This is a genomic window from Ornithinibacillus sp. 4-3, assembly GCF_040958695.1.
In the GTDB taxonomy this organism is placed as follows: Bacteria; Bacillota; Bacilli; order Bacillales; family Amphibacillaceae; genus CALAMD01.
Genome location: NZ_CP162599.1, coordinates 2,792,142 through 2,818,558 on the forward strand (window position 1 = coordinate 2,792,142; position 26,417 = coordinate 2,818,558).

Annotated in this window: 23 protein-coding genes; 3 read left to right on the plus strand and 20 right to left on the minus strand. The window is 34.8% G+C overall.

The window, feature by feature from the left end:
* Positions 1–45: 45 nt before the first annotated feature.
* Positions 46–1,047 (minus strand): DUF4179 domain-containing protein, encoded by a 1,002-nt coding sequence (locus AB4Y30_RS13690; RefSeq protein WP_368652776.1) that lies wholly within the window; start codon positions 1,045–1,047, stop codon positions 46–48.
* Positions 1,037–1,555, minus strand: a complete 519-nt coding sequence (locus AB4Y30_RS13695) for a sigma-70 family RNA polymerase sigma factor (protein ID WP_368652777.1) — start codon at positions 1,553–1,555, stop codon at positions 1,037–1,039. Before AB4Y30_RS13695 ends, AB4Y30_RS13690 begins: the two co-directional genes overlap by 11 nt.
* Before the next feature lie 247 nt (positions 1,556–1,802).
* On the opposite strand from AB4Y30_RS13695, the gene brnQ reads away from it, so the two are divergent.
* The gene (gene brnQ, locus AB4Y30_RS13700; RefSeq protein ID WP_368652778.1) at positions 1,803–3,155 is read left to right on the plus strand and encodes a branched-chain amino acid transport system II carrier protein; all 1,353 of its coding nucleotides are present in this window, start codon (positions 1,803–1,805) and stop codon (positions 3,153–3,155) included.
* A 55-nt stretch (positions 3,156–3,210) separates the two neighbouring features.
* Here brnQ and AB4Y30_RS13705 read toward each other — a convergent pair whose 3' ends face one another.
* The gene (locus AB4Y30_RS13705; RefSeq protein WP_368652779.1) at positions 3,211–4,986 is read right to left on the minus strand and encodes a cation:proton antiporter; all 1,776 of its coding nucleotides are present in this window, start codon (positions 4,984–4,986) and stop codon (positions 3,211–3,213) included.
* A 214-nt stretch (positions 4,987–5,200) separates the two neighbouring features.
* Between AB4Y30_RS13705 and AB4Y30_RS13710 the strand changes: the two genes are divergently transcribed.
* Positions 5,201–6,796 carry an ABC transporter substrate-binding protein gene (locus tag AB4Y30_RS13710; protein WP_368652780.1) on the plus strand — a complete coding sequence of 532 codons (1,596 nt, stop codon included), beginning with the start codon at positions 5,201–5,203 and terminating at the stop codon, positions 6,794–6,796.
* Between the two features lie 194 nt (positions 6,797–6,990).
* The gene (locus tag AB4Y30_RS13715) at positions 6,991–7,965 is read left to right on the plus strand and encodes a tRNA dihydrouridine synthase (RefSeq protein WP_368652781.1); all 975 of its coding nucleotides are present in this window, start codon (positions 6,991–6,993) and stop codon (positions 7,963–7,965) included.
* Between the two features lie 51 nt (positions 7,966–8,016).
* Here the strand turns inward: AB4Y30_RS13715 and AB4Y30_RS13720 are convergent, their stop codons facing one another.
* From AB4Y30_RS13720 to AB4Y30_RS13800, 17 genes are all read right to left on the minus strand, one after another.
* A complete protein-coding gene (locus AB4Y30_RS13720; RefSeq protein ID WP_368652782.1) occupies positions 8,017–8,694 on the minus strand; it encodes a P-II family nitrogen regulator in 678 nt (225 codons plus the stop codon).
* A complete protein-coding gene (locus tag AB4Y30_RS13725) occupies positions 8,684–10,177 on the minus strand; it encodes a DUF1538 domain-containing protein (protein ID WP_368652783.1) in 1,494 nt (497 codons plus the stop codon). Before AB4Y30_RS13725 ends, AB4Y30_RS13720 begins: the two co-directional genes overlap by 11 nt.
* A gap of 739 nt (positions 10,178–10,916) precedes the next feature.
* Entirely contained in the window at positions 10,917–12,491 is a 1,575-nt protein-coding gene (locus AB4Y30_RS13730; protein ID WP_368652784.1) for an ABC transporter substrate-binding protein, read from the minus strand.
* A 371-nt stretch (positions 12,492–12,862) separates the two neighbouring features.
* Complete coding sequence (locus tag AB4Y30_RS13735; protein WP_368652785.1) at positions 12,863–13,207, minus strand: cupin domain-containing protein; 345 nt, start codon at positions 13,205–13,207, stop codon at positions 12,863–12,865.
* Positions 13,208–13,285: 78 nt separating this feature from the next.
* Positions 13,286–14,227 (minus strand): homocysteine S-methyltransferase, encoded by a 942-nt coding sequence (gene mmuM / locus AB4Y30_RS13740; RefSeq protein ID WP_368652786.1) that lies wholly within the window; start codon positions 14,225–14,227, stop codon positions 13,286–13,288.
* A gap of 143 nt (positions 14,228–14,370) precedes the next feature.
* On the minus strand, positions 14,371–14,553 hold the full coding sequence (locus tag AB4Y30_RS13745) for an HIRAN domain-containing protein (RefSeq protein WP_368652787.1): 183 nt from the start codon (positions 14,551–14,553) through the stop codon (positions 14,371–14,373).
* Positions 14,554–14,751: 198 nt separating this feature from the next.
* Positions 14,752–15,705: a C45 family autoproteolytic acyltransferase/hydolase gene (locus tag AB4Y30_RS13750; RefSeq protein ID WP_368655231.1), complete on the minus strand. Its 954-nt coding sequence runs from the start codon at positions 15,703–15,705 to the stop codon at positions 14,752–14,754.
* Between the two features lie 166 nt (positions 15,706–15,871).
* Positions 15,872–17,029: an ABC transporter substrate-binding protein gene (locus AB4Y30_RS13755; protein ID WP_368652788.1), complete on the minus strand. Its 1,158-nt coding sequence runs from the start codon at positions 17,027–17,029 to the stop codon at positions 15,872–15,874.
* 107 nt (positions 17,030–17,136) lie between these two features.
* A complete protein-coding gene (locus AB4Y30_RS13760) occupies positions 17,137–17,976 on the minus strand; it encodes a mechanosensitive ion channel family protein (protein WP_368652789.1) in 840 nt (279 codons plus the stop codon).
* A 132-nt stretch (positions 17,977–18,108) separates the two neighbouring features.
* Positions 18,109–18,555, minus strand: a complete 447-nt coding sequence (locus tag AB4Y30_RS13765) for a DnaA N-terminal domain-containing protein (RefSeq protein WP_368652790.1) — start codon at positions 18,553–18,555, stop codon at positions 18,109–18,111.
* Positions 18,556–18,582: 27 nt separating this feature from the next.
* A complete protein-coding gene (locus tag AB4Y30_RS13770; RefSeq protein ID WP_368652791.1) occupies positions 18,583–20,334 on the minus strand; it encodes a methyl-accepting chemotaxis protein in 1,752 nt (583 codons plus the stop codon).
* Positions 20,335–20,762: 428 nt separating this feature from the next.
* A complete protein-coding gene (locus tag AB4Y30_RS13775) occupies positions 20,763–21,176 on the minus strand; it encodes a MarR family winged helix-turn-helix transcriptional regulator (RefSeq protein WP_368652792.1) in 414 nt (137 codons plus the stop codon).
* Between the two features lie 93 nt (positions 21,177–21,269).
* Complete coding sequence (locus tag AB4Y30_RS13780; protein WP_368652793.1) at positions 21,270–22,004, minus strand: glucose 1-dehydrogenase; 735 nt, start codon at positions 22,002–22,004, stop codon at positions 21,270–21,272.
* A gap of 22 nt (positions 22,005–22,026) precedes the next feature.
* On the minus strand, positions 22,027–23,292 hold the full coding sequence (locus AB4Y30_RS13785) for an MFS transporter (RefSeq protein ID WP_368652794.1): 1,266 nt from the start codon (positions 23,290–23,292) through the stop codon (positions 22,027–22,029).
* 26 nt (positions 23,293–23,318) lie between these two features.
* Positions 23,319–24,620: an MFS transporter gene (locus AB4Y30_RS13790; protein ID WP_368652795.1), complete on the minus strand. Its 1,302-nt coding sequence runs from the start codon at positions 24,618–24,620 to the stop codon at positions 23,319–23,321.
* Positions 24,617–25,417, minus strand: coding sequence for an SDR family NAD(P)-dependent oxidoreductase (locus tag AB4Y30_RS13795; protein WP_368652796.1), 801 nt, complete (start codon positions 25,415–25,417; stop codon positions 24,617–24,619). Before AB4Y30_RS13795 ends, AB4Y30_RS13790 begins: the two co-directional genes overlap by 4 nt.
* Positions 25,418–25,536: 119 nt before the next feature.
* Positions 25,537–26,286: an SDR family NAD(P)-dependent oxidoreductase gene (locus AB4Y30_RS13800; RefSeq protein WP_368652797.1), complete on the minus strand. Its 750-nt coding sequence runs from the start codon at positions 26,284–26,286 to the stop codon at positions 25,537–25,539.
* Positions 26,287–26,417: the final 131 nt, after the last annotated feature.

Consider the following 26,417-nt stretch of genomic DNA (forward strand, 5'->3'; position numbering starts at 1 on the left):
AGGTGTGACAATGATTCCTTCATGCGTTAAAACATCAGGAGAAAGTTATTTTAACGGAATTTGTAGAACACCTAATTCTAGCGGTTGATTTGGATCTTTTCCAATAATCCGAACCTTAGGATGAATCGTAAGTGAGTTTATTGTACCTTCTATGGAGTCCGTAATAATTGTTCGATTTTTAACAATGACTGAATCTCCATCAACTGTTTTTTCTAAATCTATTCCATCAATCAAACCATAAATCTCATTGCCATTATCATCAAAAATAGCTAATGAAGCTTGATTATTTTCCTGATTTTTTGGAAATGTAGCTGTATAATCAATTGCGACTGATGCTTCCCCAATCATAATAGATTCAAATTCGATCATAATCTGGTGCTCCTCATCTATCCGCTCTTCTGTTAAAGCTACCTCTTTGTATGGTAATTGTTTGATTGCTACATCAAACTCCCAATTCCCTTCATGTTTTCCAATTCGTTTAAACGCTAGCGGAATTTCTGCTCCTTCAGGTAGGTCTGTTGCTGGATAGTAATGACGAATATGTCCACTATATCCTTTCTCATTTTTCTGTAAGTAAACAAGTTCCTGACTATCTGCTATTTCCTCGTCACCATTAAAAATTTCATAAAATCCATCCATTTCTTCCGATTCATCTGTCAAATCTTCACCTGTAACATCAAAAGTAATTCCAATCATTGCGCCGTCATAATAACCGCTGGTGATTTTGATTTGAATATCTTCTGCTTCAGCAAGCTCATCTAAAGCTGTTACCAAATCTCTTCCTTCTAAATCTCTACCAACTAAATCATTAAATTGACTATAAACACTTCCGATAATTGGCACGTTTGCTAATGCTTTTGCCACTGGATTAATGAAAAATGTTAATGCTAATAAACACGCTGCTGCTACAGAAAAAAATATCTTATATGATTTACGGCTTTTCTTCTTTACTGGTCCCTCTGCCTTTGCTCGCTGAATTCCTTTTCTAATTGCTAAATGGACGTCTGCTTCAGGTACATCTATATCTCTGTTTAACTTATCCTTCATACACTTGTCCTCCCTGTAAAATCATTCGTAATTGTTCTCTGCCCCGACGCAGATAGGTTTTCACCGTTCCTTCTGGCATATGGAAGGATGTAGAAATATCTTTAATCGTAATATCGTGAAAATAAAATAGAATAATCACATCTCGATATTTAGCTGGGAGCTCATGAATGGCATGCATTAAATCGAGTTGCTCTATCCTATCCTGTTCAACGAAAGGAATATCCATTTCTTCTATTGGCGAATCCTTTTGTTTCACTCTTAAATATTCATTTGCTGTATTGATAAGAATTCTTGTCAACCATGTCGTAAAATAAGCATTCTCTTTCAATTGAGAGATAGCTTTAAACGCTTTATAGCTCGTTTCTTGAACAACATCTAAAGCATCCTCACGGTTTTGCATATAGATAAAAGCAGTTCGATAAAGCTGATTACTGCATGCTACTAACAATTGTTCAAATGCCTCTGCATCCCCCATTTTGGCTAGTTTAATTAGCTTACTTTCCTCCATAATCCCCCTCCTTTTCTGCTCATTAGATGGAAATACCAGTTAAAAAGTTTCAACAATTTTCCTATTATCTGTATTTTTTTATTTGATATTCTGTATCTATCCTATTCGGCATTGGTTGATGATTATTGAGATAAATACATCCTAAGTCACTTGAACTCCTTAGTGCTACTATAGTAACATTATTGAGATTACCTAATTTGGTAACAATGATATAAAGGAATGCATCTTAGAAAGGAAAAAATTAAAAATGAACGAAAAATTATCTGTTTCAAAATATACAGCAATTGGGGTAATGCTTTTTGCATTATTCTTTGGAGCGGGGAATCTGATCTTTCCTGCACAGCTTGGACAGCAAGCTGGATCCAATTTATGGACAGCTATTGCTGGTTTATTAATTACAGGAGTGGGCTTACCATTTCTAGGAGTACTAGCAATGGGATTTTCAGGGAGTCGTAATTTACAAGATTTAGCAAGTCGGGTTCATCCTGTTTATGCTGTATTCTTTACTTGTTTACTCTATCTAACAATCGGACCATTCTTTGCCTCTCCTCGTACAGGTACAGTTGCTTATGAAGTGGGGATTGCTCCATTATTAAGTGAGAATATGCAACAATATGGGTTATTTGTTTTCACATTAATTTTCTTTGGACTCACACTTTGGTTTTCATTGAACCCTGCTAAAATCGTTGATCGTGTTGGTAAATTTTTAGCTCCAGGAATTGTTATTTTGCTCACTATTTTATTGCTTATGGTTATATTCAATCCAATGGGAGCTATTCAAGCACCTGTGGATGGATATGTAGATAGTTCTTTTGTGACAGGATTTCTCGTTGGCTACAACACAATGGATGCTCTTGCTTCTCTGGTGTTTGGTATTATCGTTATTAACGCTGTTCGCAATTACGGGGTTACTTCGAAAAAAGGAATCATGAATGCAACAATAAAATCAGGCTTCATTGCAATCGGTATTTTAGGAGCTATCTATGTTGGCGTTGCTTATATGGGGTTAAGAACAACAGAATCTCTAGGCATCTCAGAGAATGGTGGAGAAGTACTTAGCACTACAGCATCCTACTATTTTGGAACGCTCGGTTTAATCTTCCTTGCTGTGTTGATTATCTTAGCTTGTTTAACAACTGCGATTGGACTGACTATTGCTTGTGCAGAATATTTTCAAACACTATTTCCTAAAATCGGATATAAAGCGTTAGTTATCTTTTTTGCGATTATTACTTTTATCTTTGCAAACTTTGGATTAACGAATATTATTACATACTCTGTTCCAGTATTAATGTTCCTCTATCCATTGGCAATCGTATTAATGCTTTTAACCTTTTTATCACCACTATTCCATCACAGACAGTTTGTTTATATTGCTTCAATTACAGTAACATTTTTGATTAGTATCTTTGATGGATTGGTTGAACTTTGTAAATCCTTAGCAATTGAAAACTTCCAGTGGATGCAACCAGTACTTAATTTTTATCATAAGTATTTACCACTATATGACCAAGGTCTTGGCTGGATTGTTCCTGTAGCTATTGTGTTACTGATTACTGGGATTTTAAGCAGAGTTTCTGGACCAAGGGAAATATCTTAACTAAAAAAATGCTATGAAACCAATTAAAATATTGATTTCATAGCATTTTAAAATTTTATTTTATCAAGCCAACAACAAGATGTGGTTCATCTTTAATTTTTTCATACGCATCATTTGCATGGAATACTATTTCTTTTCTCTCTGTGATTCCATAGATAATTTGTACATTTGGATTTTCTTTTTTGTAATCATCAATTGTATATATTTCAGTGATATTTGTTTGTTTCAAGCTTGCTCCTTCAGCAATAAGCTCATTTAACATATGAATATCTGCACCTTCGCCAATTAAAATTTGACCACCAAATTTCGGAGAATAATGTTTTGGATCTGCCTCATGAACAGCTGTTTGATAAATATGCTGTCTACCAAGACTTGGAACAAAATCTGCACAAACAAGAACATTGTATGCATCATGACTTGTTGCAGCAATCAATTGATTATATGGTGTTAAATCAACATGAAATTCCGTATGTTCACTTAAAATATCTCCCGCTTCCGTATGAACACCCATTTGCCTTGCTTCAGCTAGATCCTCCCAATTTCGGTCCATCAATAATACTTCAAAGCCATTTTTTTGTATGGAAGCAGCTAGCTGACTGGTAAATGGCGAAGCTCCAATAATAATAATTCCTTCTTTGTTACTAGCTTGTAGCCCTAATTTTTTGGCAAGCCATTCAATACTGAATCCATGAGAAATAACAGTTGCAAATACTAGAGCTAGAGTTAGAGCCGTTAGTAATTCAGCACTTTGAAAGCCGACATCCTGAAGCGCAGTGGCAAAATAACCCGAAACCGTCAAGGCGACAATACCTCTTGGTGCGATCCATCCGATGAGGGTTCGTTCCTGCCAGGTTAAACTTGTATTGATTGTTGCAAGCCAAATCGATAATGGCCGTACAATAAATAACATTGCTAGCACAAAGAAGAACATACGCCAATCTAAAATCTGCAATAAGGTATCTGTTGTTAATGAAGCGGTCAACATAATAAAGACGGTAGAAATTAATAAAACAGAAATATTTTCCTTAAAATGAAGTAATTCATGATGGCTGCTTAGACGCATATTCCCCATCACTAGCCCCATTACAGTAACTGCAAGTAAGCCTGTTTCATGCATAATTGCGTCACTTAAAGAAAATACAATTAAAACCATAGCAAGCAACATAGATGATTTTAAGAATTCAGGAATGATTCCACGTTCAAATGCTTGTCCCATTAAATAACCTACTACCCCACCAAGTAATGCAGCCAATAATGCGGAGATAAAGAATACACTTAGCGATGTACCACCTTCAAGCTGATAGACTCCCAACACTACTTGATATGCAAACAATGCGAGAAGCGCTCCAAATGGATCGACTACAATCCCTTCCCATTTCAATACTGCTGCTGGACGTTCTTTTAATTTCGCTTGTCGTAACAACGGTAAAATTACGGTAGGTCCAGTAACAACAAATAAGCCCCCAATAACAAAAGCAACAGGCCAAGATAATCCAGCCACATAATGTGCTGCAACTGTTCCGGCTATCCATGCGATTGCAGCACCAACAGTAGAAATCCGTAGAATAGAACGTTTAAAATCACGAATTTCTCGAAAATCTAAACTAAGGCTACCTTCAAACAAAATTACCGCAACAGCTAAAGAAATAACGGTTTGAAAGATCGGCCCGAATGTCTCACTCGGCTCCACCAATCCTGTAAATGGACCAATGATTAAGCCGGCAACACTCATAATTACAATAGCTGGCATTCGAAATCTCCATGCAATCCACTGAGAAAATAATCCAATAAAAATAAGAAAAGCCAATTGAAATAATAGAGTATCAAACATCTATATCACCTGCCTATCCTCTCCCATTAGGAGTTATAAAATATACATAATATAACATATCCATACCACAAAATAAAACTTCCTCGTAAAAAGTAATTATGTCTGTCATAATTGCAAATTTATATATACATTTACAAAATAATTCTATAATATGTTAATTATTAAGAAAATTCCTTTTAGTAAGAAAAAAACACAGGACGGAAAGGGGAAACAAATGAAAAAGGTTAACTTTACACTAATCACATTATTATTTATACTAAGCATCGCCTTGATAGGTTGTTCTAGTGGCGATAAGGAAACAGCAAACACCCCTAATGAAGATGCGAATGAAGAAAAAGATGACAACGCAAAATATGGTGGCGACTTACATTTCGCCTTTAATGCACAGCCACCGAACCTAGATCCACCAACAAACACAAGCCTAGATACTCGTGATATTGGACATCATATATTCGAACCACTTCTTACATTAAATACAAAATTTGAAGTGCAACCAATGTTAGCGGAAGATTATGAAGTTAGTGATGATGGAAAAGAAATAACCTTTCATTTACGTCAAGGAATTAAATTTCATAATGGCAAAGAAGTTACCTCAGAAGATGTGGTTGCATCAATGGAAAGATGGCAAGAACTGTCTTCGCAAGCGCAGACTTACTTAAACGGAACTACATATGAGGCAGTAGATGAACATACAATAGTGGCGCATATACCTAATCCAACTACATTAGATTTATATATTATTGCTGATTTAACTCAGTTCCCAGCAATTATGCCTAAAGAAATTGTAGAGAAGGCAGGTAAAGAATGGGTGGAAGAATATGTTGGTACTGGTCCATATAAATTAGAGGAATGGAAACAGGATCAATACATTAAACTTACCAGATATGAGGATTTTCAATCACGGACAGAGCCTGCGGATGGATTAGCAGGAGAGAAGAAAGCTTATGTAGATAATGTATACTTCCATGTTGTTCAAGATTTATCAACCCGTGTTTCTGGATTGCAAACAGGAGAATACCATGTTGCGAAAAACATTACACAGGATAGTGCAGAATTAATAGAAGCAGATGACAACTTAAAAAATGAATTATATACGACAGGTTTTCCGATTATTCTCTTTAATAAAAAAGAAGGCGTATTTACAGATAATCTAGTTCGTAAAGCAGCTAATGCAGCAGTTAATGTGGAAGATATTTTAATTGCCACATACGGAAATGAAAAATACTATCAAAAGAATCACTCGCTCGTGAAAGAGGAACAAACAAATTGGTATACAGAAGCAGGAAAAGAGGAATATGAATTATATGATTTAGAATTAGCAAAGGAGCTCTTAGAACAATCAAGCTATAATGGAGAAGAAATTACCATTTTAACAACTCGTGATATTATGGAATGGTATAATATGATGGTTGTTGTTCAACAGCAATTAGAACAAATTGGTATGAATGTGAAATTAGATGTAACAGATTCTGCAACCATATCTGAACGCTTAGATGATCCTTCAGGATGGGATTTATATTCCACCTCATTCGCCTTCCGTCCAATGCCAATTATGTACCACTTCTTAAATCCAGAATGGTATGGTTGGATCGATAGTGAAGAAATTGATGAGCTCAAAGATAAAATTTTACATGCAGCAACACAAGAAGAAGCTGAAGGTTACAAGGACCAATTACATGAAGCGGTGTGGGACTATTTGCCAGCCATTAAAACTGGTGACCAAACAACCATTGTTTCTATGAAAAAAGAAATAGATGGTTATCAGCATGTTGCTGGTCCAATCATTTGGAATGTATCTTTAAATGAATAAATAAACTAAAAAAATGTAGTACAAATCGAAAATTGATTTGTACTACTTTTTATTTCTCTATAAAAAGCAAGCGAATTGATACGCCTAATCTAAAAAATATGGTATCATCTTTTAGTAGAAAACTTAGCTTATTGCTAGTTTCTCTAATAATAATCTATAGATAAAATGCTTTTTTTAGAGAGGAATAAGTAAGAATGAGTAATAATAATTTTTGGCTTGATTTACCTCGGCCGTTTTTTATATTAGCACCAATGGAAGATGTTACAGATGTTGTGTTTCGTCATGTGATTAGTAAAGCAGGTCGGCCAGATGTATTTTTTACCGAATTTGCAAATACAACAAGCTATTGTCATCCTGATGGAACAGAAAGTGTACGTGGACGATTAACTTTTACAGAGGACGAGCAACCAATTGTAGCACATATTTGGGGAGATAATCCAGAATACTTCAAACAGATGAGTATCGGGATGAGAGAGCTTGGTTTTCGTGGCGTTGACATTAACATGGGCTGCCCCGTACAAAATGTCGCTGCTAAAGGCAGAGGTGCTGGACTTATTCGTCATCCTGAAGTAGCCGCAGAAATTATTCAAGCAGCAAAAGCTGGCGGACTACCAGTGAGTGTAAAAACACGACTTGGCTATATCAAAATAGATGAATGGCGTGATTGGTTAACACATATTTTCAAGCAAGATATTGCCAATCTATCTATCCATCTTCGTACACGAAAAGAAATGAGTAAAGTAGATGCACATTGGGAGTTAATCCCAGAAATTAAAAAACTACGTGATGAAATTGCTCCACAAACTTTATTAACTATCAATGGAGATATTCCAGATCGCGCTACAGGATTAAAATTAGTAGAAGAGCACGGTGTTGATGGTGTAATGATTGGTCGCGGTGTTTTCACAAATCCATTTGCTTTTGAAAAAGAGCCGAAAGAACATAGTCCAAAAGAATTTCTTGAGCTATTACATTTACAGCTGGATCTCCACGACAAGCATGCGAGTGAATTAGAAGCACGCCCATTTAAAACCTTACATCGATTCTTTAAAATATATGTTCGTGGATTCAGAGGTGCAAGTGAATTAAGAAATCAATTGATGAATACTAACTCTACTGATGCTGTTCGAGAATTACTTCAACCATTTATGGAAGCAGAATTAGATTGAACCGCATAGAAAAAACTCCTTGATTAAAAAAACAAGGAGTTTTTTCTATGTTTATTTATATAATCCGTATGTGGCATGAACATCTTGGATAAATATAATTCCATTACCAGGCTCATCAATTTTCAGCTTCTTCTTGATTGCTCTAGCAATAGCTTCTGTTGTTTCTTTTTCAGATAAAATCAGGACCATTTCTTTCTCAGGTTCAATTTCCATAGCAAAGAGCTTACTAGTTTCATGGATTCCTGAACCTCTTGCATTCAAGATTGTTCCACCTTTTGAACCTGCTCCGACCGCTGCATCAATTACATATTCTGCATTTCCTTTTTCTACAATCACTGAAATTACATGATACATGATCTGCTCCGCTCCTCTATCTTCTTTTAAATAATCATCTTTTTTATATGTTCCAGCACCAATAATATAACCTACGGATGTAGTAAAAGCTATTCCATGATTAGGCTTGGAAAACTTAAACTTTTTATCTAGCTCTCCAATAGCTTTTCGTGCTGTTTCTTTATCAGCAACCATGAAAACAACTTCTTTTCTCACTTCATCTATCGCTAAAAATTCCAAAAGTCGACTTTTGACAGTACCTTTACCTAGTAATACTGTACCGCCAGAGACCCCACAACTCCTTGCTTTCTGTATAATCTTACTGCCTAATCCATAGTTGACAATAATACAAATACGTTCATATTCTTTATCATTAGCATCAGAGCTACTGAACATCTCTTGCCATCCTTCCCTTTTTAGACTTCAACTTAAATATTAATCCTAAGACTTGTAAAGCAATTAAAGGAGTCAGAGCAACCATGGCGATCATTCCAAATCCATCCACAATAACATTTGCTCCTTCAACTGATTCTGCTGCACCCTGGACAAACGCTAATATAAACGTAGCAGTCATTGGACCTGACGCAACACCCCCAGAATCAAATGCAATTCCAACAAATAATTTTCCAACAAAGAATGTCATAGCAAGAGCAATTGCATAACCAGGCAATAAATAATGCCATAATTGTAGCTCTGGTACGATTATGCGAAGTACGGATAAAGCAATAGCAACTCCTACCCCGATAGATAAGGATAGCATAACAACACTACGCTTCACATAACCACTCGTCACTTCTTCAATTTGATTGGTCAATACATATACAGCTGGCTCTGCTAAAATAGTTACTAGCCCTAAAATAAAGGCTATAATAATAAGATACGCTTTATTGTCTAAAGAAGCAATACTATACCCTACTGAAGCACCTACATCCATAAATCCAGCATTTACACCTACTAAAAATAATACTAGTCCAATAAATGTAAATAAGAGTCCTTCTAAAATTTTTCTTACTCCCCTTTTTGACATCTTGAAGCTAAATTTCTGAAAAATGAGGAACATAATAATAATTGGTAACAACGCAATAACAATTTCTCCAGATATTATTGGAATTTCGTGTAAAAATGGTCCAAATATAGAAGATGTATCTGCTGTTCTTGTTTCCAAGCTACCTGACATTTCTTCTGTACCTTTAACAATATTCATAATCATAACTGCAATAATTGCACCTGCTGATGCAATCGCTACTAGACCAAAACTATCCTCTTCAGAAGCTATACTATTCTTCTTCATAGAGGAAACGCCAAGAGCAAGTGCTAAGATAAATGGCACCGTTAGTGCACCAGTTGTTGCTCCGGAAGCATCAAATGAAATCGCAAGAAATTCAGAAGATGTAAAAAGTGCAAGAATAAAGATAATTCCATAAATAACAATAAGCATTTTATGTATAGGAATATTATACACAATTCGAACAAGCCCTGTTGAAATCAGTACCCCAATACCGATTGAAACAACTACAACAATACTAAGCTTTGTAATCAAACCTGATGTTACTAGATCAACTTGACCTGCTAAAATATGTAAATCCGGCTCCGCAATTGAAATAAAGAATCCAAGTAAAATTCCAACAACAATGATAACCCACATTTTATTTGGTTTAACAATCGCTTTCCCCATCGATTCACCTATTGGGGTTACTCCCAAATCTACACCAAATAAAAATATTGTTAGTCCAACAATTATAAATATTGCCCCTATAGCAAATTGGATCATTAAGGATGTTTCCAGATGTATGATTGTATAATTCAAAATGAATACAATAATTGTGATTGGTAGAACAGCAAATACTACCTCTTTTAGTTTAGCACCTAATATATTCAAAAAAACCAATCCTTTCAATAAGAATCGAACAAAAACATAAAGAAAACTTTATGTTGTCAATAATGCTTTGGTATGATTACTCTCTGATTTTTTAAAATCTTCTTGATAAAAAATAACCTATTTCCTGTAGGTTATGAAATCTGCGATATCCGCCAAAAGCTTTATCTTTGTTCAGTAAACAGGTGTTTCCTCCCACTGAACAGAAAAAATGTAGCTTCACTCTTCACAGATAGATGTGTGAGTTTTCTGCTAATTAAAATAAAAATTTCCTGGAAAAATATCATATGGTAATTTAACTAATAATCTTTTTTAAACAAAAGATTAGGATAGTAACTACATAGAAAAAAGTGGGTTAAAGCAATTTTTCAATGTGAGCTTTCGATGCATAGGGCATACTAACGTATAAGATGGTTGGTATAGATAGGTTTGATACAAATTTAATCTTCATTCATTTAAGTATTGCAACAGGGCACTGATCATTTAGTCTACTCTCCTATTATAGGATAGTTATAGCGATCAAGCTAATATTTACTTTTACATTATCCCTAGAATTTCTAAGCGAAGGAATATCTTACTATTAAACTAAGAAAATTAATGTACTCTTATTTTATCATGTTTTTCAGTAATTAATAATCACTATTTTCAAAAATTTAATACGAAAACAAACATTACATAAATAAAAAAGTAGCATAAAACCTGGTTATTGGCCTTATACTACTCTATTTATCTCTTGCTTAAATTATTCTGTAACACTTACATTCCAATAAACTGGACCTGAAGTTGTAGTAAGCCCTTCTACATTTGTGCCATATCCATATAGGTAATGGTAAACACCGTTTTGAATAACAGGTAGAAGTTCTTCCCAAGCATAAAGCTGTAATTCATCCCAAATTGCTTTTGCTTCTTCAGTAGTAGGAGCAACTTCGATTTGTTTCATCATTTCCCCTACTTTATCATCATTCACTCCACCAGCATAGCTATCACTTAACGCAAGTAACTGCGGTGGTGTACTCACAACAGAGAATGAGTTTACGACAGCATCCCATTCATCTTGATTATTCTCAATTTTATCAACCATTGTTGGCCAATCATACACCTCTAGTTGTGCATTAATTCCCATTTGTTTTAATTGTTCTTGAATTGCAATTCCAGCATTGTAAAATTCAATATAATCACGTGTTGTTAGAATAGTAAATTCTTCCCCAGCATAACCCATTTCATCTAACATTTCTTTAGCTTTTTCTGGATCATTCTGATTATAATATTCACTTCCTGCATCACTTGCCCATGTTTCAATTTCTCTATCCATATAACTTGAATCAATTGTGAATAGATCCTCATTTGGGAAAGCAGCCATTAAAATATCTTCATGATTTAATCCAACATTGATAGCTTGTCTCATTTTTATGTCAGAAGAAAGCCCTTCAACATTATTCATGATTAACACTTGATTTCCTTCTTTAGCCATAATCGTTTCAATATTTGGATCTTCTTTAAAATCATTATACATATCATATGGTAAACCATGGACTATATCATATTCACCTGTTTGTAATCCTGTTAATCTAGTTGTAGGATCTGTAACAATGTGTAGATAGATTTCATCTACTAATGCTTCTTTTTTTCCTGCTAAACCATCTGGTTCACCAGAAACAGGTTGGTAATCTTCAAATTTTTCATAACGAATATACTGGTCTTGTCTCCATTCCGCAAATTTAAAAGGACCTGTTCCAATATATTCTTGTACTCCTTCTGCTGGAGCAGATTCGACAATCTCTTTTGGCATAATACCTGCCGCTTGTTTAGAAGATGCAATAGTATCTAATACAAGTGCAGATGCTTCTTCCAATTCAAGTACAACTGTATAATCATCTTCTGCTGTCCATGTTGCATCTTCAAAGATATTTCCTGTAACAGAGGATTTTTCCATCCAACGTTCCATTGAAGCAACAACATCCTCTGCTGTCATTTCTTCTCCGTTATGGAACTTAATTCCTTCTCTTAAATGGAATGTATATGTCTTATTATCTTCTGTATCAATAGACTCTGCTAACATTGGTTGCGGATTAAATTTGGAATCTGTAACTACTAAACTTTCAAAAATTGGTCTCGCTGCATCACGTGTAGCCGTAGCTGAAACTGCTGGCTGATCTAGTGATGGCGGAGCTCCATCAATCGCAATGTTTAATGTACCCCCACTATTTTCACCACTTGCATCAGAATCATTGTTACCTGAAGATGAATCTGACCCACAAGCTGCAACGATAAATAGCATAGCTGTAAGTATCGTTATTAACAATAAATTTCGCTTCATTCGATAAATTCCCCTTTTGTCTTATTATGTACTAGCAAAATGATGTTTGAGCATATTTATACCTGGCAACCTAATTTATTTAATCTATGGTAACCATTTGTAAACGCTCTCTTCTTCTAGATAAAAAAACTCCTCATAACAATGAATCATCATTTTTTCCTCACTTATACCACTATATATTGTTTCGGCACACTAAACAAAGTGGGAAAAGCCGGATAATAAGCGGTTATTCAGGGGTAAAACATTATTAAGCTAGATAGCCATGACTATACTTAGTTATTCTTCCGTATACGTGCCTATCCTCGTAAATAAGTATATTTAATTATTAAAATTTATCTGTGATATAGCCTTAAATAGCTGTCATGAAGCGATTATTCTTCTGTTAATATTCTATCACCTCTACTATTAGGCTGAGACACTACTAAAAATTCTACCTCTTCATCAGATTTATTCATCATCTGATGTGGGATAAGTGGAGGTATTTCTACCCCTTCCTTGGCATGTAAAGTAATATATTCTCCTTCCATTTCCATTGTTGCAGTACCTGATAGAATAAAGAAAAATTGACGTGCGCGATTATGATAATGTCTAACTTCCGTAGTATGAGCTGGCATTCGTTCATGTATGATACTTAATTCTTTATTTTTCACTAAATGCCAACCATCACACTGATTTCCCCATAAGTAGTGTTCTGCGTTATCTTTACTTATTTTCAATTTGTACCCATCCTCTCTATAAAATGAAATACCCTAACTCACTGCATTTTGAATACTAGGTTATTTCAATCCAAATTATTATTTCTCTTCTCTCACCCAGCTTGCAACCTCTTTGATATGTGCTGGGCTAGTACGACAACATCCACCTATTAAAGTAGCTCCTAGACCGAACCATTGCTTGGAAAGTTGTTTGTAATCCATTTTAATAGAGCCAGATTCCCATGTCTTATCATCCGGATTATACTTCTCACCTGAATTTGGATAGACTGATATTGGCTTATTTGTGTGACGCTTCATTTCAGCAATTAATGATGGAATATATTCTAGCGCTGTACAGTTAACTCCAATAGATGCTACTTGATCCTGATCATTAAGCCACGTCATACAGTCTGCAATTTTTTCACCATCACTTATATGTAATTCATCTTTTGCACTAAAACTAAGCAATGCATATACTGTCGGGAATTCTTTTAACAATCTTGCAATAGCTTTTGCTTCCTTCAAGCAAGGGATTGTTTCACACACTAAGATATCTGCACCTGCTTCAACTAAGATTTTCATTCGATCTCTATGAAAATCCATTAACTGTTCTTCAGTTAAATCATAATCTCCTGTATACTCCGAACCATCTGCAAGAAAAGCACCATAAGGACCAATGGATCCAGCCACAAGTGGCTTCGGACGATTCACATGATTTTTCTCATCTGCCCAAAACTCATCTCGAGCTTCTGCTGCAATTTGAACGGACTTTCCAATCAATTCTTCAGCCTCTTCTTTACTCAAACCGCGAGACATAAAACCTGCAATGGTTGCCTGATAGCTTGCTGTCATTGCACAATCTGCACCCGCTTCAAAATAATCAAGATGTACCTTCTTAATTAATTCTGGGTTTTCAATCAACACTTTTGCTGACCATAAACTATCATTCAGATCACATTCATATTTTTCAAGCTCTGTAGCCATTGCCCCGTCAAGAATCATTACAGGGAAAGAATTAAGTACATTTTCAATTGGATTCATGTTAGTGCTTTCCTCTCTATCTATATTTATTCACGGTTATCTTTTATTTTTATTACGAAATTGTCACTCCGGATGTGTTTCTTTATTAGCATATTGAATTCTTGCTTCTAAAATATTTTCTTGTCCAAAGTAAAGCAATTTGCTTAATAGTGCATTCTTGTCTTTCGGTCATAACCTATTTTTCTTGTTTGATAATAAATAGCAACTGCTTCTGGATCACACAGGTTATCGGCTTCTGAAAGTAACTCTACTGGTTTACCCAATGTGAACTCATCAATTACATCTAGTCCATCGTAATAAGCAAATCCGGCAATATGAAAATCCATTAAATGCCTACTTTTCTCATATGCATGTGCTTTTAATGATTTAATAAAGTTTTTGGTCTTCAGTCCATTACCATATTTGAATGCTCGTAACTTAACTCTAGTTATATAAGTATAAGCCCACAAACGTTAATTGTGAATCATTCCTTACTTTTATTTGATAAGGTTATTTCTAAGCACATCATCATATAGATGCATTTTCTACTTTGTTAGATTCATAACAACAGAAAAAACTGTAATTGTTTGTTGGTGACGAGGAGCTGTTTTATTTAAATATCGATTAATAGAGCCTGGCTTATTAAAATCATCTGCAAACCAACGTTTATATGTTTCTATTGTTATTTCTTCTTTATCATAAATAGATTTCTCTACCATTTGCTCAGCACGCCTTAAGCGAATCATTGAATCACTATACCTTAAAATGTTTTGATCTTCGAGATGCTGTTTTAGTTCTGCAGAACATATATGATTAGTATGTACGCCATAGCTATTTATTTCATTTATATAAGCAATACCAAAGGGAGAAACCTCTGTTTGAAGTATCATTCCTTTAGGTTCACCTTGGCTACATCCTATCAGAAAATTAGCAGTAGAAGCTATTTGTCCATTATGCACTTTCTTTATAGCTTCTTGTATGGAAATAGAATCTAGAACTCCTCGAAGCCCTAAATGAATTGATACCCCATCTGTTTTTTTATTTGTCATTAAAGCATTTAAGCAAACACCTACACCATGGTTATTAAAACCGATTTTTCCAATTATACCTGCTTCTGTATCCATCATAATATTTGGTTTATCTTCTCTTTCTATTTTAAGCAAAAGTAAATTTTCTTTTTGTTCTTCTTTCCAATCCCAATTTTCTTCAATAATTGTATCTACCGTTAAAGGTGATGCAGTTCCGATACTTGTACATCCGTCTGCAAAGGATGTACTTTCATTTCCAGTAAGTGCAATTTCACTTCTTGCATTTAAGGCAAGGATATCTTCAAAATCTACTCCTGCTCCTTTTGCAACTCCATGCATTTCTTCTAGGAGAGTTTCATCATAAGCTTCAATAGCAGGAATATGTAACTTTGCTTGTTCTCTTACAGCTTTCCAATTAATATTTTGAAATCCATAAAATAGTTGCTCATAATTTGTTATGCATCGTAAAATCTCTTGTTTCCTTTTTCACCATGTTGTTTTCCTATCTCTTTCGCATTGCCGTTCAAAGTTAGGACTCTCATTTCCCCTTTACACTCCCTCTTTTATCGGATCATTACAAATCTAAAGCCTGAAACGATTGAGTTCCAGACTTTAAACTATTACGATTAATTATATTTTAGTCTTCCATTCCGATATTCCATAAAATCATTCCTTCAAATGTATAGAAGTTCGAAATTTTATTGTTTATTGCATAAATATCTTTAAAATTACCAAGCTTAATACCAGCTACATAATCAATTAATAAGATTTCATGCAACTCATCATAATATTTTTGTAATTCATCATCAGATACAGCACCTTTTATATTACTAATAATAGTATCTAAAGAAGGATCTTTAGTCCATCCAGGTGAACCTTCATTGAAAATGATGTTTTCTGCTGGAGTAATCCAAGTAGTATACCCGGTTACTTCCATATGCCAGCTATCTGGATCATTCTCTAAATCTAAAAATGTTGGCCAATCATAAATTTCCAACTTCACATTTAAACCAATATTTTGTAGTTGTTCTAAAATAATGGTTGCCGCTTGATAATAATAGTCATAGTCACGTGAAGCCATTAGCACGATTTCTTCATTATTGTAACCCGCTTCTTCTAGGAGTTCCCGAGCTCTCTCTTCATTCTTTTGATTATAATTTTCTTTTCCAACTGTGGAATACATTTGTTGATCTTGTTTCATAAAACCTGAATAAATACTGTATAAATCTTCATCACCAAACGCTCCGTACATAATACTATCTAAATCCAAACCAGCTGCTATTGCTTGCCTAATTTTCTCATCTGTTAGAGGACCTTGTTTTTTATTAAAATTTAATATTGCATATGTTCGCTCATCAGTGTCAACATTTAAATTAGCATCTTCTTGTACTTGGCTATAATGCTCTAGTGATATATTCATCGCAATATCATACATTTCTGTAGTTATCCCAGTTTGTCTCGTTGATGCATCTGATACGATATCAAAATATAAATTTTCTACATGGGGGTTTTTACTTCCTGGCATTCCGTCAGCAGGATCACTCACACTGACATAATCATCAAATTTAGAAAAATGAATATATTGATCTTGTCTCCATTCCTCAAATTGATAAGGACCTGTACCAATAAACTCTGTAATATTCCCAGAATCATCAACAGATTCTATCACTTCTTTAGGATAAATAGCTGCAAGCTGCTTCGGAGTAGCTATTACAATTATTAACAAGTAGACTGCATAGCGACATACAGTCGACAGGATAAAACAATTTAAACACAAATTATTCTGATATGTCAATGTTATTTGAAATTTTCTGTTTATTTATATCGAAGTTTTCTTATTCCTCTTAAATCTCATTTAAAAGAGACAAAATGCTATCAAAAGCTGCATTCTGTCTCTAAACATTAAATATTTTCTTCTTTCTCTGGCATATAAGAAACCTTCTGAATAGGTAAATCAATACCATTCTTCACAAATTCCTTCTGAGCTTCATGCTTAATTTGTCTAATAACACCCCAATGTGTATACGGCAAACACTCTACATATAGCCTTATAGTATAGCTCGATGGATTTAAAGAATTTACACCCATCATACCAATTTCTCCTACCACATTTTCATCTTCTGCTGCTACTCTTAAAGCCACTCGATGAATAATGTCAATTGCTAGATCTGTGTCTGTGTTATAACCTACCTCAATCATAACGTCTGCAATCGAATTTTCCTGTGAATAGTTAATCACCTGTGTAATTTGTCCATTAGGGATATACTTCATTTCACCAGTCCAATTTTGTAAAACTGTCAAACGAAGACTTACATCTCGTACTTGCCCCCACTCTCCATTAATAACAACATGATCATCTACACCATATTGATCTTCCAATAAAATAAAAAAACCATTAAAGAAATCTTTCAAGAGATTTTGTGCACCAAAACCAATTGCAATTCCAACAACACCAGCACCCGCTAATAATGCTGCAATATTTATTCCAAACATCGGTAAAATAGTTAATATTAAAATGAAATAGGCAATGAATCGAATCATATTCGACAATAATTTCGCTAATGCATTTTGTCTTCGTTCATCAATTTTCCCTTGAGAATGTAGAAAATGCCTAATTAATTTGTTGAGCAGTACAACTGCAAATCGAATAACAACAAATAAGAGAATTATTTTTACAATAGTCCACCCTATGTTTTCAAATGTGTCGAAATGTCTGATGAAAAAATTTTTTATTTGCTCCAACACGCTCTCTCCTTCGCTTACGTTCAATATAAATAAAACAATCCAAGCATCAGAAGCGAACTTCTTTGACTTGGATTGTATTCTTAAATTAACTGTTATTTTATTTAATTGCAAATGATTCGATGTGCTTTATCAATTTAGTTTATTTGCTTCTAGCTTAGCTTCTAAAGGTGTGTGTGTTTGGAATAGAGAGAGCATAGTCAGATAAAGTTCCTTTGTCTGATCAGTAGATAAATCCACCTGCTTACTCGCCAGTAGCATGTAAGCTAGAGCTTCTTCTTTATCTATATTGCTTTCTACATAAGAAGTTTCCTGCACATCATAAATAATTTCTATTTCAAATTTAACCCCTGTTAATCCCAACAAAACATCATAAAACAAAAGTTTATATTTCCCTTCTAACCAATCACGAGAAAATGCACTATCTGCTGTAATCACCAATATGTTTTCTTCTTTTAGTTCACCAACTGCAGGTGCAATCCAGGTGTTGAAGGAAGATTTTGGGATTCTTAGCGAGATTTCTTTTACAATTTTTCTCCACAGATTTTGTGAAGTAGTATCTAAAACTGGATGGTTCATTGTTTTTCCTCCAACCATTATCATTCATCACACTTTAAAACGATTTACCGCTTGGTTTAATTCTTCTGCAAGTTCACTTAAATGTTCAGCTGCATTTGATACTTCTTCCATAGAAGCAAGCTGCTCCTCTGATGCGGCGGCCACATTTTGAGAATTTGATGAAGCTTCTACTGCTGTACTATTTAATTCTTCTAAGGAAGCCGCTATTTCTTCACTACTTGCTGACATTTGCTCTGTTGCAGCAGAGACATCCTGCACTTGATTGGAAACCTCTTGAATCGATTTCAAAATGGCGCGGAATGATTCTCCTGATTTATTTGCTAAGGTTGTACCTTCACGAACTTCATTTGCTGAGCTTTCTAATGACTGAGAAACCATATCTGAACGTTCGCTTATTTCTCGTAAAATTGTTGTGATTTCCTCTGATGATTCTTGGGAGCGTTCTGCTAATTTACGAATTTCTTGTGCAACAACAGCAAAACCTTTTCCATGCTCTCCTGCACGTGCTGCTTCAATGGAAGCATTTAACGCTAGTAAATTTGTTTGGTTCGCAATTTCTGCGATATGTGCTAGTATTGTTCCAATTTGCTCACTAGAATTATTTAATTCGCGCATAGCAACTGTCGCTTGCTGAACATGTCCTTCAATTGTATGCATTTGTTGCTCTGTTTTTTCCATTACTCCTTCACCAGACTGGGCTAAATCTGCTGTATCTATAGCTAGCTCACTAACGACCATGGAGGATTCCGTCACTTTTTGGATTCCAATGGCCATTTCTGTCATCGCTTGCTGGCTTTCATCCGCACTTACTTGTTGTGATTCTGCACCGCTTGCAACCTCAGTAATCGCCTCAGCTATTTCATTTGTCACCTGTACATTTTGACTTGCTGTTTCTCTTAATTGTGTTGATGAATTTGTTACATTACTTGATGTTTGCATAATTTGTGCCGCAAGCGTTCTTAAATTCATAATCATTTCATTAAATGCACTTGATACCTGTCCAATCTCATTTTTTGATCGAATAGGAACTTGAACTGTAAAATCACCGGCCGCTGCTTCTTCTGATTTTTCCGCAAGTACTTTTAATGGTTTTAATGACATTCTCAGTAAAAAGACAATCAGTAACAGGCTTAACAGTACTGCTGCAATACCTATTACAGATATTTTTGTAATAAGCCCATTTAAACGTTCCTTTACTGTGTCATACTTAAAATCTATTCCATATACAGCAATCACATTTTCATCCTCATCATAAATCGGTCCCAAATATGTAAGCCAGCTATTATGTTCATCTTCATATACATCGGTTATACCGCTTTCACCTTTATTAACAGTGTTTTTAAATACTTCACTGAACGCTCCATTATCTTCATATGTACTTCCTCCATAAAATCCCATCTCATACATGGAGTCACTTGTTTGTAAATATTTGAAAATATTAGTTCCATTTGCTTCTTCATATTCTGGCAATAAGTAGAAAGTATTCACTGCCAACTTTTCATCTGATGCACTATTCACTACAGTTCTTAAAGTGTCCATTTGTTCTTTTGGTGGCATTTGACCCACTTGCATTGCAGGGGCTGTTTCCTGTATTAAAGACGATGTCGCTCTCGCTGCGTCTGCTAATTTTTCACCTACATGTAAAAACTGACGATAAACTTCATCTTTTGTAGCATTATACATCGTAACTGAAATAACTCCGATAATTGCAATTAATAAAATAGATAGCATAATTGAAATACTTACAATTAAGCTTTTCCCCCTAAACAGTTTGTTCATTTCTTCAAGCTCTCCTATCACTCATATTATAGTCCGATAGACCCCCTCGGATAAGTCATTATACTTATATATCGACTAAAAACATGTAGAATTTAGAAAAAATTCATATTTATTTAAAATGATTAATAGGATAAAAGTCTGCTTCGAAATCAGAACTAACTTATATTCCTGATATAAAGAGGCTTTTAACAAATCTAATACTTATAAATTTTATTAAAAGTTCATTCTTTTAAGATTGTTTATTATGTTGTCATATAATTTTCTCTTACTATTTTCCTACTTTTATATTTACAACCGAAAATACATATTAAAGTTGATGAGTTGTTCTAAATAAATCAATGCCTCACACTTGAAATTTTGTCAAAGTGTGAGGCATCTAAAAGTCCAACATATTTTTCTATTTTCATAGATTTTTTACAAACTTAGCATCATGAATTCAATTTTTCATATAATGCTAGTAATTGCGCTCTTTCTTCCTCAGTTAATTTTAAGAACATTTCCCGACGTAGAACTTGTCCTTCTATATTCGCTCGTTTTAATACTTCTTTTCCTTTTTCTGTAATAACCAAGTAAATGATACGGCGATCGGAATCATCCAGCACTCGCTCAACTAACTCTTTCTTTACTAATTTCTCTACTAAATGAGTCACTGTTGGAGGTGTTAACCCCAATTTTTTCGAAATATCAGAGGGGCGGGCTTTTTTATTGTTATTAATAAAGCCTAGCGTTAAAACATTCGACACACCTAAATCTTCATTAAACATCTTATTCCATTTAATCATCACGCTATTTGTAAATGTATCCATCTGGTGTAAAATATCAAATATTGTTTTTTCAGACACAAAATTCTTCCTTTCTCTTTCGCTCTCCTTATATTTTATCGTACAAAAGAAAAAAGTACAGCATCGTTGAACTGATACTGTACTTTATCTTACTTATTGGGCTGTTAATCCGCCATCAATTACAAATTCAGAACCAGTTGAATAACTTGACTCATCAGAAGCTAGATAAAGAACTAGGTTTGATACCTCTTCAGGCTTTGCTACCCTTTTCATTGGAATATGTTTTGAAAACTCTTTAATTACTTCAACAGCATCTCCTTGTGTTACCATCGGAGTTTCAATAACACCAGGATGTACCGAATTTACGCGAATGCCTAAATGTCCTAATTGTATTGCAGCAGCTTTTGTGATACCACGTACTGCAAATTTTGTATCCGTGTAACCAACTGCCCCGCCAACTAAACCATTCATAGAAGAAATATTAACGATAGAACCTTTCCCAGCTTTTGTCATTGCAGGAACGACAGCTTTCATTCCAAGGAAAACAGAAATTTGATTAATATCTACAATTTTTCGATATTCACTTTCTGTCATTTCTAATAGTGACTTACTCATACTAATTCCTGCATTGTTTACTAAAATATCAATTGCACCAAATGATGCTTCTGTTTTTTCTACAACATTTTGCCAGTCAGATTCATTGGTCACATCTTGTTTCACAAATTTAACATTTTCCCCTAATTCCGTTTCTAATGCACTTCCCAGTTTTTCATTTATATCTGTGAAAACCACTTTTGCTCCTTCTTCAGCAAAAAGTTTCACATGAGAAGCGCCCATTCCTTGTGCTCCACCTGTAATAATTGCAACTTTTCCATCTAGTCTTTTCATGATAAATTCCTCCTAAAGTTTTTTAATTCCATAAACCTGCTTGTACTAATTTTTTCTTGCCATTATAAGCAAGCACAACTGCAATAATGTTAATAACAAGCATGACTAAGATTGCATATAAACCGCCTGAGTAACTACCAGTAAATTGGAAAATATATCCGTATGCTGGAAGTGTAACAATAGAGGCTACTGCCAATCCCAAGGAAATGGTTGAATAAATTTGGCTGTATTCTCTATTTCCAAATAAACTTGAAGTAAGCGCTGGCGCAATAATTCCAATTCCGCTTGTAACAAAGGCAAAAAGAATAAGAGCGATGACAATCATGACAGCGCTAGATGCTGCATACAACATGATAACTACAGAAACAATCCCCAAAATCATAGATAAGATTGTTGTATTTTTAGTTCCCAATTTGTCATTTAAAACTCCATTAATTAAAGAAGCAGCTACCACACCTAACATATAAATCCCCATTGCATTACCCGCAAATTCCTGTGTAAGTCCCTTATCAACAATATAAGTAGGAATATGCATCATGAAACTCGCAATAGCAGTTATCAAGAAAAAAAAGATCATCAATGCATAAAAAGGAGAAGATTTTCTTGCAACAGCCAGTGTTACACCAGCTTCTTGAGAAGCTTGATTGGAGGCTTCATCAGAATCCTCACTTTTGGTTTCCACGTCTTTAGCAGAGTCTTTTTCTTTGGACGCTTTTTTAATAAATAAAATGGTTGCAAGAATAACAAGTACTATACCTGCAACTCCCATTGCTACATACGAAAATCTCCAACCATTATTAACAATTAACTTTCCGATGACTGGTTGAGCAATAGCTCCTAAAATTCCCCCAGTTGCTGCTAAAATCCCAAGTGCTAAACCATTGCTCTTTTTAAACCATTGGTTAATTAAAACTGGACCTAAAATAACTGTAAGGAAAGTTCCACCGACTGCAAGTGGGATTGCGAAAACATACCAGCCCCATACAGAATTCATAAAACTAAATGCAATATAAGCTCCTGCCTGTAAAATAATCGAAGCAATAATTAACATACGAATATCATGTTTTGCTACGAGCTTACCAGCGAATGGTAAAAATAATAATGTCACAACAGCAGAGACACTTAGGTATAAAGTTAAGTTCCCCATTCCAATACCTAGCTCTTGCGAAATAGGATTTAAGAAAAGACTTGCAGAGTTATTTAATACACCTTTTCCAACCCCAACGATAATACATAGTCCAACAAGAATCCACCATGCTTGATGGATTTTAGATTTTGTTTTTTCCATTTTTATTCTCCCTTTGAGGGTTATGTCTAACTCCATAATCCCGACTTTTCTAATTTTGTTTTACCTCTAAATGCAAAAATCACAGCAAATATATTAATAACGAGCATTATTAAAATCGTATATAATCCACCTGAATAGCTTCCCGTAAATTGAAAAATATAGCCATAGGCTGGAAGTGCAACAATAGCAGCGGTAGCTAAACCTAAAGAAGCAGTTGAATAAATCCTGCTATATTCTTTAATTCCAAATAAGCTTAGTGCAAGCGATGGTCCAAGGGTTCCAATCCCAGATGTTACAAACGCAAATAGAATTAATGCAATATAAATTACGATAGCGCTAGAACTTGCAAATAATAGCAATGAAACAGAAATTATCCCAGAAACCATTGATAGTATGGTTGCATTTTTTGAACCAAATTTATCATTAATCAATCCAATCACGATAGCACCCAAAACAACTCCTAACATGTAGATGCCCATTGCGTTACCAGCAAATGTTTGCTCATATCCACTATCAATTAAGTACCGTGGGATATGTATTGAAAAACTTGAAATAGATGTTAGGAAAAATAAGAAGATCATCAGTGCATAAAAAGCAGAATTTTTTTTCGCAACGGCCATCGATACACCTGTATTTTGAATATTTTCATTCGCTTCTTGACGATTCTGTTCACTTTCTGTTAGACAATATGGATAAAGTCCCTTCGCAGGGTTTACCTTTTTAATAAATAAGAGAATAATCGGCACAGCTATTACAATTGCTGTGAGTCCTATTGCCACATAAGCAAATCTCCACCCTTGATGTACGATTATATTTCCGACAATGGGTTGCGAGATGGCACCAAACAATCCACCTGTTGCCGTCAGAATTCCAAGAGCTAGTCCATTATTTCTTTTAAACCATTGACTAATTAAAACAGGACCAGCAATAACAGTAATGAACACACCACCAAATGCCAAAGGAACCGCAAATAGATACCAGCCCCATACAGCATTCATAAAGCTAAATGCAATATAAGCTCCTGCTTCACAAATGATGGAAATAATTAATATGAAGCGGATATTGTATTTCTCCAACATTCTTCCGCTAAAAGGAAGATAAAGCATTGTTATAATTGCCGATATACTAAAATATAAAGTTAAATCTCCCATTCCAATGCCAAGTTCATTAGAAATAGGTGGTAGAAAAAGACCAGCAGAATTGTTTAATGTTCCTTTTCCGAGCCCGACAATAATACATAGACCAAGAAGTATCCACCAAGCGCTATGAATTTTAAATTTATTATGGGCTTGTCCATTTCCTACATTTATAACAACCCCTGACTTCATGATTGTTTCATCATTTCTCTAAAATCTGGGATCGTCGGATTACTTAAATAATGTCCCCCTTCTACCTGAATAGTTTGTCCTGTTATGAACTTTGATTCATCCGAAGCTAAAAATAAGACCGTATGACCTATATCTTCTGGCTCTCCATGATAAGGAAGTTGATTATATTTCCCAAAAACATCTAATAATTCTTGAGACATATTATTTTTTGCTGCAGGTGTTAAAATAAGACCAGGCGCAACAGCATTACAGCGAATATTCTCCTTCCCATATTGTGTTGCAATATATTTAGTCAAATTAATGACCCCAGCTTTCGAAGCACCATAAGCAGCACGGATAGAATCGCCTGCGAAACCAGCCATGGATGCCGTATTGATAATAGAACCTCCACCATTTTCTATCATGTAAGGAATCGCGAATCGGCTTCCTAATAACACACTTTTTAAATTTAAATTCATTAATCGATCCCATTCTTCAAGATCCATATTTACAACATCTAAGTCTTTCTTTAAATTTGTGGAGCCGACATTATTAAATAAAACTGTTATTTTTCCATACTGCTTCACTGTAAATTCCACAGCTTCTTTAATGGATTCTTCATTTCCTGCATCTAGGAAAATACCTACTGCTTCTCCGCCATTTGCTTTAATATCTTCTGCTACTTTCTTTGCTCCATCAACATTGTAATCAGCGACAACAACTTTTGCTCCTTCTTTTGCTAAAAGTGCTGATGATGAAAGACCGATCCCTGAAGCCCCCCCTGTTACTAGTGCAACTTTGTTTTTTACTCTATCCATTTTAAAAATCCCCTTTTTTATGATTATTAATGAAAGCTTTATATCCTTGGCATAGTAATATAGGTAGGTTCTCTTCATTGTTTCTTCCTACCTATTGAACTAAATTGAAAAATACATTTTTATCGTAATTTTGTAGAACCACCATCAACCATAATTGTTTGTCCAGTAATGTAATCTGAGTCGCTGCTTGATAAGAATACAGCTACTCTTCCAATATCTCCCTCAGGATCTCCCATTCTTCTAAGTGGGATGCTATTAATCATTGCTTCGTATAATTCGGGTGAAGATTCACTCCACTGTTCAACACCAGAAGTTAATGCAATTGGTGAGATGATATTGACATTAATCCCTTCAGGTCCCCATTCATTTGATGCCACACGTGAAATAGCTCGAATTGCTTCTTTCGCAGCTGCATAAGAAGTTTGAGTTGCTTGACCGTTCAGTCCCGCACCAGAAGCAAAGTTAATCACCTTCCCCTTTGTTTTCTTTAGTTCTGGATAAGCGACTTGCATAAAGTTGAAGGTTGGATAAAAGCCTGTTCCGAATGATAAATCAAACATTTCTTGTGTTGTATCAGTAAATAATGCTTGTTTCGAAGCATGAGCATTGTTTATTAGAATATCTAATTTGCCAAATTTATCTATTACAGCGCTTACAATTTCTTCCACATTTTCTCTCTTTGAAATATCTTTAATAAATAGCATGCCCTCATTGTATTCATTAATTTTAGCTAATGTTTTTTGTCCCATTTCTTCATTGATATCTACGATTGCAATATGTGCTCCTTCTTTTGCTAAAGCAAGAGCCATGCCTCTGCCAATACCTGATGCACTCCCAGTGATAATTGCTACTTTTCCTTCTAATCTCATGTGAAGTTCTCCTTTTCTGTTTGTAATAATTATTTAAGACTTTCCGATTTTTAATCTTTATTTCTCTATGCTTCACAGCTAAAAGGTGAAAAGGGAATAAATTACTTTTTAGTTATCCTCTTTCTTCCTCA

Bases quoted from the DNA above. Each gene is read 5' to 3' on its own strand.
- AB4Y30_RS13695 (WP_368652777.1), bottom strand. From the start codon at position 1,555: ATGGAGGAAAGTAAGCTAATTAAACTAGCCAAAATGGGGGATGCAGAG.
- AB4Y30_RS13705 (WP_368652779.1), bottom strand. From the start codon at position 4,986: ATGTTTGATACTCTATTATTTCAATTGGCTTTTCTTATTTTTATTGGA.
- AB4Y30_RS13790 (WP_368652795.1), bottom strand. From the start codon at position 24,620: ATGAAGTCAGGGGTTGTTATAAATGTAGGAAATGGACAAGCCCATAAT.
- AB4Y30_RS13765 (WP_368652790.1), bottom strand. From the start codon at position 18,555: ATGAACCATCCAGTTTTAGATACTACTTCACAAAATCTGTGGAGAAAA.
- AB4Y30_RS13745 (WP_368652787.1), bottom strand. From the start codon at position 14,553: ATGGATTTTCATATTGCCGGATTTGCTTATTACGATGGACTAGATGTA.
- AB4Y30_RS13780 (WP_368652793.1), bottom strand. From the start codon at position 22,004: ATGAAAAGACTAGATGGAAAAGTTGCAATTATTACAGGTGGAGCACAA.
- brnQ (WP_368652778.1), top strand. From the start codon at position 1,803: ATGAACGAAAAATTATCTGTTTCAAAATATACAGCAATTGGGGTAATG.
- AB4Y30_RS13720 (WP_368652782.1), bottom strand. From the start codon at position 8,694: ATGTTCAGTAGCTCTGATGCTAATGATAAAGAATATGAACGTATTTGT.
- AB4Y30_RS13710 (WP_368652780.1), top strand. From the start codon at position 5,201: ATGAAAAAGGTTAACTTTACACTAATCACATTATTATTTATACTAAGC.
- AB4Y30_RS13785 (WP_368652794.1), bottom strand. From the start codon at position 23,292: ATGGAAAAAACAAAATCTAAAATCCATCAAGCATGGTGGATTCTTGTT.
- mmuM (WP_368652786.1), bottom strand. From the start codon at position 14,227: ATGAATCCAATTGAAAATGTACTTAATTCTTTCCCTGTAATGATTCTT.
- AB4Y30_RS13715 (WP_368652781.1), top strand. From the start codon at position 6,991: ATGAGTAATAATAATTTTTGGCTTGATTTACCTCGGCCGTTTTTTATA.
- AB4Y30_RS13795 (WP_368652796.1), bottom strand. From the start codon at position 25,417: ATGGATAGAGTAAAAAACAAAGTTGCACTAGTAACAGGGGGGGCTTCA.
- AB4Y30_RS13770 (WP_368652791.1), bottom strand. From the start codon at position 20,334: ATGAACAAACTGTTTAGGGGGAAAAGCTTAATTGTAAGTATTTCAATT.
- AB4Y30_RS13730 (WP_368652784.1), bottom strand. From the start codon at position 12,491: ATGAAGCGAAATTTATTGTTAATAACGATACTTACAGCTATGCTATTT.
- AB4Y30_RS13800 (WP_368652797.1), bottom strand. From the start codon at position 26,286: ATGAGATTAGAAGGAAAAGTAGCAATTATCACTGGGAGTGCATCAGGT.
- AB4Y30_RS13690 (WP_368652776.1), bottom strand. From the start codon at position 1,047: ATGAAGGATAAGTTAAACAGAGATATAGATGTACCTGAAGCAGACGTC.